The 9,358-nt window shown below is 53.5% G+C and carries 9 protein-coding genes; 5 read left to right on the plus strand and 4 right to left on the minus strand.

Annotation, left to right across the window (positions count from 1 at the left end; genetic code table 11):
* Both AABZ39_12750 and AABZ39_12755 read right to left on the minus strand, forming a co-directional pair.
* The coding region (locus tag AABZ39_12750) for a hypothetical protein (protein ID MEK6795641.1) at positions 1-1,343 on the minus strand (1,343 nt) is incomplete at its 3' end.
* 102 nt (positions 1,344-1,445) lie between these two features.
* On the minus strand, positions 1,446-2,087 hold the full coding sequence (locus AABZ39_12755) for a hypothetical protein (GenBank protein ID MEK6795642.1): 642 nt from the start codon (positions 2,085-2,087) through the stop codon (positions 1,446-1,448).
* 116 nt (positions 2,088-2,203) lie between these two features.
* Between AABZ39_12755 and AABZ39_12760 the strand changes: the two genes are divergently transcribed.
* Positions 2,204-3,193 (plus strand): MoxR family ATPase, encoded by a 990-nt coding sequence (locus tag AABZ39_12760; protein MEK6795643.1) that lies wholly within the window; start codon positions 2,204-2,206, stop codon positions 3,191-3,193.
* A 12-nt stretch (positions 3,194-3,205) separates the two neighbouring features.
* Here AABZ39_12760 and AABZ39_12765 read toward each other — a convergent pair whose 3' ends face one another.
* Positions 3,206-3,823: a class I SAM-dependent methyltransferase gene (locus AABZ39_12765; GenBank protein ID MEK6795644.1), complete on the minus strand. Its 618-nt coding sequence runs from the start codon at positions 3,821-3,823 to the stop codon at positions 3,206-3,208.
* Positions 3,824-3,995: 172 nt separating this feature from the next.
* On the opposite strand from AABZ39_12765, the gene AABZ39_12770 reads away from it, so the two are divergent.
* From AABZ39_12770 to xseA, 3 genes are read left to right on the plus strand one after another with little or no spacing between them, the layout of a single operon-like run.
* Positions 3,996-5,594: a hypothetical protein gene (locus AABZ39_12770; protein MEK6795645.1), complete on the plus strand. Its 1,599-nt coding sequence runs from the start codon at positions 3,996-3,998 to the stop codon at positions 5,592-5,594.
* Positions 5,595-5,629: 35 nt separating this feature from the next.
* Positions 5,630-6,163, plus strand: a complete 534-nt coding sequence (locus AABZ39_12775; GenBank protein MEK6795646.1) for a hypothetical protein — start codon at positions 5,630-5,632, stop codon at positions 6,161-6,163.
* Positions 6,160-7,371 carry an exodeoxyribonuclease VII large subunit gene (gene xseA / locus AABZ39_12780; GenBank protein MEK6795647.1) on the plus strand — a complete coding sequence of 404 codons (1,212 nt, stop codon included), beginning with the start codon at positions 6,160-6,162 and terminating at the stop codon, positions 7,369-7,371. The genes AABZ39_12775 and xseA overlap by 4 nt, the downstream gene beginning before the upstream one ends.
* 14 nt (positions 7,372-7,385) lie before the next feature.
* Here xseA and AABZ39_12785 read toward each other — a convergent pair whose 3' ends face one another.
* Positions 7,386-9,011 carry a right-handed parallel beta-helix repeat-containing protein gene (locus AABZ39_12785; GenBank protein MEK6795648.1) on the minus strand — a complete coding sequence of 542 codons (1,626 nt, stop codon included), beginning with the start codon at positions 9,009-9,011 and terminating at the stop codon, positions 7,386-7,388.
* Between the two features lie 163 nt (positions 9,012-9,174).
* Here AABZ39_12785 and AABZ39_12790 point away from each other — a divergent pair.
* The coding region (locus AABZ39_12790) for a hypothetical protein (protein MEK6795649.1) at positions 9,175-9,358 on the plus strand (184 nt) is incomplete at its 3' end.

The following is a 9,358-nucleotide window of genomic DNA, read 5'->3' on the forward strand; positions in this document are numbered from 1 at the left end:
CTCACTTCCGCATACCAGGCCATTGACAGCGTCGGATTATAATCGGCATCCTGTATCGGTGCCTGCAGAAGAGAAACATTCGGGTATACACCGCCTTTTACCGAGAAACCCGCGAACACCATGTCCGCCTCGAGGCCGAAATTATGGTTCGCGGTAGTTATCCCCAAATAAAACGCATACTGTTTGTAATTGGAAAAGTCACGGATATTATGCTTGACGGATGAAACCACGACATCCGACGGGGTATGCAGCTGCTGTTGGCGATATGAATCATATTGCTGCCCTGAATAGAAGTACTGCTGTACGTAGAACGAGTTGGCCAGCCAGAAATTTATTTTCACTTTTTTCGCCGGAATGCGCGGGATCTGTATCGTGAACGTATATTTATTCCCCTCATCTATCCTGAGATACGGTGTACCGCGGCTGTCATTGGTAAGGTATGTTCCGGACGTCGGCACTATCGATGCCGCACTCAATGAAAGCGTAAAATTCGTTCCCTCGAATTCTACCGTATACCCGTAAAACGCAGCGTAGTTCGACCCGTCAAGTGAGCGGAACGGCGCTATCGCGAACTGCACATTGGTGACACTGTAATTCGTCGTGAGAACTGCACCATCCCCCAACGGCGCGCTTCCGAGGAAAGCCGCCCCATGGGCAAGAGAATCGCGATGGACCATGGCAGACCAGCTGAGCCGAAGCGAATTAATGGTCAATAGCTCGGTTTTTATCTCCTTGAGAAAATTCAGATCGACCATACCGGCGAATAAATACTCCGCCTCCTCGCCGAAATATCCCTGAAATGTATCGGGATATACGAAGGGCGATGTTTCACGAAGTGTCGGCCGCAGATGCGACCAGGCGACCTCGAGTTCAAGCGCTTTTTTATTCCCCAAATTAAGAAAAATACCGTCGAGCAGATTATTCTGCAGGACATAGGGAGAATACGCTATCTTCCTCGAAATGGATGCGCCGTTCGGTACGATATCGATCCTCAGATCAAGATCACCCATGAACAATTTGTCGGTGAATGAAACGAGGCCTTTGTCGAACATGACGTCGCCATGCTTTCCGTATTGATAGCCGACGGAGACACTCTCGGCCGGATTGAAGCGTATCGCACTTGCCGTATATATCTGGTCGTTGAAATCGTACCCTATCCAGCTCGCTGTCGGTGCATCTCCGATGAGATCCCCGAACGCGTTATAGAACGCCTGCTTCGTGGGGTAACCGGAGGCATCGTCATATGTTATCCGGATCAATAAACCGCGATAAATATCGATAGGCATAAGCGATACCGATGCCAGAAGGAACAGAACGGCTGTGATCACTCTTCGTAAATGCATCGTTACTCCGGCAATAACATTGCGGCCGTCTCGAGTGATAGTATAGTACAGTACATCGATTTTGTCAATAATTCTGACAATATTATATGGAAGATTCCGCTCTTATCGGGGCAGCCCGGACGGCGCCATCGAGCCAGGTGCCATATTAAGGTCGACGGATTCACCCATGACATCCTTGTTCCGCGTTACCGGCGTTTCGCCCTTGAGGTCTTCGACAAGCTGCATGAGCTTCTTCTGTACCCGCTGCATCTTAAGCAAATTGCTCACCTGTATCCTGCCCCGATCATCAAGCGATCGTATGCCGTACTGCTTTTCCAGGATCGCGCGCTGCTGCGTATAAAAAAGCTCTATCTCCTGCGGTGTCGGGTCCGGAACGAATTCGAGCATCTTTTTACGCACATAGTATTCGAATTTCAACGAACGGACCGCCAACTCGATGTATTCCTTCGCCTCTTTGCTGTTATAGAAATTCTCACGCTCCGCCTTTCGGACGACGAGATATTTGCTGATATAATCATCAAGTACTTTCTGCTTTATACCCCTGTCATTCCTGTACTGCGCAAGCTGTTCCTTCGGCACACCGGAACTCTCGAGCGTTAATGCAAGGATAGCGTTGAATTCCTTTTCAAAAATGGTCGCTGTGCCTATCTTTGCGACCCATTTGCCCTTTTCGGTATCCCGCTCGCATGCGAGCGGCAGCAGTAAGGCGATAACAACAAGGATCACTGGCGACATTCGGGACATGGTACACTCCTGACCATTTGGTCGTGGGATTATATCACGTGCCGCAGCATTTTGCAATGTCACGGCTTGACTTTTGTCATTGTGCGGGGTACACTCCGGCAACATCGAGGCAGTACATGCAGGCAAATGTCGATATAAAAGCGATAACCGCGGAAGTCAAGGAAGAAAGCCAGTTCGTCAAGCGTCTCTCCTCGGAAGTAGGCAAGGTCATCGTCGGCCAGCAGGATATGCTCATGAAAATGATCATGGGCATGCTCTGCGATGGACATATTCTCATCGAAGGCGTGCCGGGGCTCGCTAAAACACTCACGATAAAGTCTTTTGCGGACGCCATCGATGCATCGTTCAAGCGCATCCAGTTCACGCCGGACCTGCTCCCGGCCGATATCGTCGGTACCGAGATCTACAATCAGAAGTCGGGCGATTTCACCACCAAAAAAGGACCGGTGTTCGCGAACATCGTGCTCGCCGATGAGATAAACCGCTCACCGGCAAAGGTACAGTCGGCGCTCCTCGAGGCGATGCAGGAACATCAGGTCACCATCGGCGATTCGACCTACAAGCTGCCCGAACCGTTCATGGTCCTCGCAACGGAGAACCCCATCGAACAGGAAGGCACCTATCAGCTCCCCGAAGCGCAGGTCGACCGCTTCCTCATGAAGATATTCGTGACCTATCCCTCCAAGGATGAAGAAAAGCTGATCGTTGAACGAATGAGCAAAAGCGAGCAGCCGTCATGCAAGACAGTGGTCAGTGTAAAAGACATGGTCAGTGCGCGGGAAACGGTGGAGCGCATTTACATCGAAGAGAAGATCATCGATTACATCATGGATGTCGTCTTCGCCACACGCACCCCTGCGAAATACGGCCTTGACAGCGCGCACATCTCGTACGGTGCATCACCGCGCGCGAGCATTGCGCTCACCAAGCTCGCCAAGGCGCATGCGTTCGTACGCGGCCGCGGCTTCGTTACACCGGAAGATGTCCGTGTCGTCGGCTATGATGTGCTGCGCCACCGTATCGTCCCGAGCTATGAGGCAGAAGCGGAGAATATCACCGCGGATGCGATCATCGCGAAGATCTTCGACACCATCGAAGTGCCGTAAGGGTTCCGACCCCTATTTCGCCACACGCACGAAGATATTCATCCCAAGTTCAAAATAGCCGATGCGCATCGCATCACGAGAAAACCCCGCGTCCGTGAGTATCCGTGCTATCGATACCGGTGAATAGGCATCTTTATGCTCATCGACTTCCTGCGAACTTAAGAGTTTCACGGCTGAAAGGAATCGAAGCAGCTGCTCCGTCCACCCGGCAGGGGTGGTCATGATGAAACTGCCGCCCGGCCTGAGCACACGGCGCACCTCCCGCAGGAGGCCGACAAGCCGGTCGTGTTCGATATGTTCGAAAACCGCGAGCATGGTGACAACATCGAAATATCCGTTCGAGAACGGCAGTCTCCGCGTGCGCTCAATATCCTGGTTCTTGAGCGTAATACCGTCATGCGTGATGGTCTTCCTGGCCGAATGCATTTTATCGATACCGAAGCGTTCACGGAATTTCGTATGCGCGAGAAAATAGGGAAAACTTCCGCAGCCGATGTCGAGTATCCTCCCGCCGCGATGCTTCGGGGTGATGAGACTTTCCGCTTTCGCCGCACGGAGACGGGCAAGAAAATTCTCGAGCATGCCGTGACCACGTGTCGCTTTCCTTTTTTTCGTGCTGTACGATGGCATCGCCCCAGTGTATAGCGCGGCTGAAAAAACACAATGTTCCGTGCCGCTGACGCCATCATGCAATATCATTGTTCATTGACATTTCGCGGGGCAGGACTATACTCACCGCAGTTGCATCGTCGAGACCCGCAGCTATCAGCTCGCGCGACGAACGACACTATGGAGCGATCGCATGCTGGACAGAACACGCCGATGGGCGATACCGGTCATTCTTACAACTTTCATCGCATGTACTGCATTCCTCGTCTATGCGACGCTCAATCGTTCGTTCTCGATGGACAATCTCCTGCACTTCACCGAGATAGAGCAGTATGTCAGCAAAGGCATCATACCGGTCGCCGGGGCATCGATGAGCGGGTTGCCTGCGCGCGTACCCGGGGCGATGAATTATTACCCGCTTATGGCGGTGTATGCCATGACTCATTCCTTTGTATCACTGCGATTTCTCGGCATGAGCCTCGGACTTCTGTTCGCCGTGCTGTTCATCGCCTGGCTGTATCGATCAATGGATAAAACGATGGCGGCTGCGGCATCCGGGATGCTCCTCTTCAATCCTTATTTTCTGAACGGGGCAAGCGATTTCTGGGCCGCCTATTTCATATTTCCCGCCATGGCATTGCTGATAATGGCGCTCATCCGCGTCGGAACTACCGGTGCGCACAGCTGGCATACGGCATGCATCATTCCCCTCGCTGCGGTCATGGCGCAGATACATGTCGCGACACTGTTCATCGTACCGCCGCTCGTTATCATATATCTCCTTCGGCACTATCGCGCATGGCAGGGCGCAGGGCGCTGGCGATATATGCTCATCGGCGTTGCCGGCGGTTTCCTTCTTTACCTTCCGTACCTTATCGCCGAGATCGGGAACGGTTTTGCCAACACGCGTCTCATGTTCGCCGGGAACGCGTCACATCGGTCCGGCATGCTGCTCCCGCAGATCTATGCGTTCTTCATCTTCCCTACCAATGAGATAACCTACTTCCTCGGCAAAGGGACGAAGCCGTTGATGGATTTTTACTTCAGGAACAATCCGCTGGGCATGGTTCAGCTCGCCGCGAACATCATCACGTTGGCGATATCGTTCGCAGGGAATATCCTGGCCGTGTTCTGTCTTGTCCCGGCGCTGAAAAAACATCTTCGCGGATATGAAGCACCCGTATTCCTGAAGGAAGGTCTTTTTCTCGGCTACACCGGGGTGGCGGTCGTGCTGGTCGTATTCACCGCGCTCAATCTGCCGAAAGGCGTCTGGCATTACTTCTATGCCCTCTACCCGCTTGCGTTCTTCCCGGTACTGCTCATTTTCGATTTCATTCGGGCGAAACTCCCTCGTATCGCCGTCGGTTTCTGCATATTCATCGCAGTTAACGCAGCGATCGCACTATCGGTGTATTGGCGATATGTCGATATCTACCAGAAGCCCTCCAATATCAGCAACAGCATGGCGCTGGCAAAGGCCGTGCTCGATGATTCCAATGGGAAAAAGTTCTTCATTCTCAATTCCGAGTTGGAGAAATACGGTTCTGATTCCTATATCTCCGTATTCGGCATCGATCCGCAGTACAAGGCGGTGGCACGCCTTTTCCTCAGAACGAATTGGAACGAGGTCTACGACAGGTCCGAGGACATCACGTATGTAGTCGATAATATACTTTACCCGTTCCAGCCTTCGTTCTGGAAGCGCATCGATGGCCTTGTTACCGTATGGAGCAACAGCGGGGTTGCACTCTACCGATCGCGTGGTCGGATACCATATCCCATCCCCAAGTAATTTGATTTTTTTCCCAGAGAGGGTATTATATCCGTATGCGGTCACTCCATCGTTTTTGGTCTATCCTTCTTGCGCTCAGTTGTCCCGGGGCTGCGTTCGCACTGACGAACAATGCGCTGCCGATATCCGTCGGTGAAGCACAAAGCGACGTAAGCAATCGCCTGGCCGGCCTCTCCCTTGTCCCGAAATCGGTGGTTGCCGCGCCCTCAATGACCATCATGAACTATGAGAATCTCAAGATGAACGACGGGATCGCGAAATTGTCGCTGATCTTCAAAAAATCGGTCATGTTCCGGTATATACTCTCATGCTCCTGGTCGAACCAGAACGTTCAATATTATTTCAGGAGATACGAAAGCCAGAATTCGAACCTTATCGCCCAGCAGTACGTAAGAAAGAGCGAGAACGATGATATATCAGGGGACACCACGAATATAAACCGCCAGACCATGTTTTTCCGGGAAAAAGAGATCGCCATATCCATCCTTGAATTCACTGAACAGCGGAAAAGCATTTATCTCGTCGTCGAAGGCGGAAAAGCGAAGACCCTCGTCGACAGCTCAAAATGAGCGCCGCCCCATCCGCTGAGAAGATCATCACTGTCGGTGCGCTCGTACGCGCGGTACGCGAGGACTTGGAAACACGTTATGCGTCGATCGCGGTGGTCGGCGAGATATCCCGCATGACGATCGCATCGAGCGGCCACTGCTATTTCGATCTCAAGGATGAGCAGGCGGTGGTAAGCTGCGTCATGTTCGCCGGTGCAGCGGCACGGCTCCCCTTCAGACCGGAAGAAGGTCTTCGCGTCGTCGTCTATGGACGGGCATCGATATACGACAAACGCGGTCAATTCCAGCTCAATCTCATCGCCATGCGACCCGAGGGCGCGGGGGCGCTTGCTATCGCATTCGAACAGCTCAAGAAAAAACTCGCCGCGCTCGGTTACTTCGAGTCTGCGCGGAAACGCACTATTGCGCCGTTCCCTCGCACGGTCGGCATCGTCACCTCACCGAACGCCGCGGCATTGCAGGACATGCTCCGCATAAGCGGCGAACGGGCACCGGGCATCGACATTATCATCTATCCGACCATTGTCCAGGGTGAGAAAGCGGCGGAGAACATCGCATCGATGATACGTCTTGCCAATGAACGGCGCGAGGTCGATGTGCTTATCGTCGGACGCGGCGGCGGATCGCTCGAGGACCTCTGGGCGTTCAACGAAGAGCCGGTAGCAAAGGCGATATTCGAAAGCGAGATACCCGTCGTTTCGGCCGTCGGCCATGAGACCGATACCTCCATCGCCGATCTTGTCGCGGATATCCGCGCGGCAACGCCGTCGCATGCAGTGGAGATCGTTTTTCCGGACACGGTAGGAATGACGGATTTCGTACGCGACGCCGTGCGGCGCATGCTCGCATCGTTCGAAAGCCGCCTCGGCCTGTACCATGAAGTCATGAAGCGATTCGACCGCGACCATCTCGTATCGCTCATGAAGCGCCGGCTCGAGCGGACCACGGTCGACCTCGACCATACGGCAGCGCGGCTTTATCGCGGCATTGATACCGCACTCGCTTCGGGCAAACAGCACTTCGCTTCACTGACAGCGACACTATCGCTTGTAAGCCCGCTGGCGGTGCTCTCACGCGGGTACGCCATTGTCAGCGACGTCAATGGATCGATCGTACGCGACGCAGGCGCCGTGAATACCGGCGATGCTGTTTCGGTTCGTCTTCATGCCGGGGAATTATCGTGCCGTATCGAAGGGACACGGACCTGACACCCATCGAGAACCTATTCAGGAAATCGATTCCCAACCGACGTGCAGCTTGTTTTTTCATCGGCGCACACGATCGCATCACCGGCAAGCGAAACTGGGTAATCGCTCCCTCGTTCCACATTGTTGTTCGTAAATGACAATCCGCTTGTTGCGGAGGCATAGAGCAAGGGATAGAATATCGCGCGGATCGAATTGTCGTGAATGCGGACATTCGAATGGAAGCATGCCCTTGTCGGCGAAGGGATACGCGGCGTACACTGGAACAGTCCACGCCCCCATACGCCGTAATTGCATTGGTCGAAAACATTCTCGCGTATCTCCACATCTTCGACCGGACCGGATTCGAACCAGAAATTCGTATCCCCCTCGAAGAGCACGGCGGCTCCGGGCACATGGAAGTTGTTCTTTTCGACGATCACCTTGCCGAGCGTGCTGATAAGAAGTCCGCGGGCACGGTTATTCCTGAACGTACAGCCTTTGATATGCACATCGATGTCATGGTTCTCTTTCATGAGTGAAAGATGTTCCCACGGGAGGTCGGGCAATGTCTCATGGAACGTCATCGCATACGCCGCGGCATTGATCATCGTGACCTCGGCGACCCGGGCGGCTCTAGCCTTCACCATGGTGCGCGTGTCGTAGAACGCGGCGGTATCGCCGGGGGAGAGCATCATGCATCCGTACTGCTGATGATGCCCGATGCCGGCAATGAGCGATCGGCCGGTGAGCTTCTGACGCACCGTGTAATATATGCCGTGTATGTTCGACGGGTCATCCATCTGATTCTCGAAGAGGCAGTCGTACATGCGTATCGACCCGCCGCAGTCGACAAAGTGCGTTGCATCCGCATGCGTGGAGAACACGCGGCCGGACCCGGGGCGCCGCATGACCGATACATGGGAGAGCGTGATATCGTTCGTCGCCTGCATGATGACGCCCATGGCACCGGCGTGATAGATCGCGATGTTCTCGAGCGTTACCGCTCTGCTGTCGGCGACGGCGAGAGCGGGCGCTATACGCCCCTGATGTGAAAGCACGAGCATATGCCCCGGCGACGGGAGCCCGTTGTACGCAGCGAAAAGCCGTACGCGGCGGTCATCGATCTTTTCTGCGCGGTGATGATCGCGGAAGGCATAGTGATCGTTCGCACGGAACGCGGTCTCAGCGCGCACCGGATCGAACGCAAGCGCGATATGCGGATGCTCGGAGCGGTAATGATCACCGATAAAATAGAGACTGCTGTTGCGTATCTCAAAGGGCGTATCGAGAGCGAAGAAAAGATCGACATAGCCTTCACCGGCTGCCTCAACGAGCCCCTGACTCAGGAAGGGACGGTCCCAGTCAATGCATATGTTCTTGATGGTAATATCGCCTGCATTGCTCACGTAGAACGGTGTTACTGCGCCGTGCATGACAAGCTCGGCTCCATTGCCTTCGACGACGACGTGCTTCGCGTCAGTAAGATCGACGAGTATGCGCTTGAGCCCGGGATCGTTGTTCGAGATGAAGCATTGCCGCTCGGAGAGAAGATCGCCATTCACATGATGCACGCCTTTTTTGAACGTGATATACGTTATGCCGTTCTCTGTCCGTACGTCAGCGATATCATTCCCGGAATTCGGTGTTATCGTCGTTACCATTGAAAGTTCCTCGGCAAACGCATATTGATGTATGCAATTGTCATCCGATTCACCGATAATAGCAAGCGATAAACCTCATTTTCTGCTTGATTTCAACGGTATTTGACAGAAAGCACGTATTATACTATAGTATTAATTAATCGTTTAATTAAAGAGGCCGGCCATGGGCAAGATCTTCTGCATCATATGCATAGGTGCACTCGCGGCATCAGCGCATGCGCGAACAACGACAATAACCTTCGATGACGACTCGTATCTGAATTTGTTCGAAGCGACCGGTAACGGTGCCGTGTCTGCAACCGCCGATCCGCGGGATGTCATCGAGGGAAAACGCTCACTTGTTATTG

The organism is Spirochaetota bacterium, from assembly GCA_038043445.1.
GTDB lineage: Bacteria > Spirochaetota > Brachyspiria > Brachyspirales > JACRPF01 > JBBTBY01.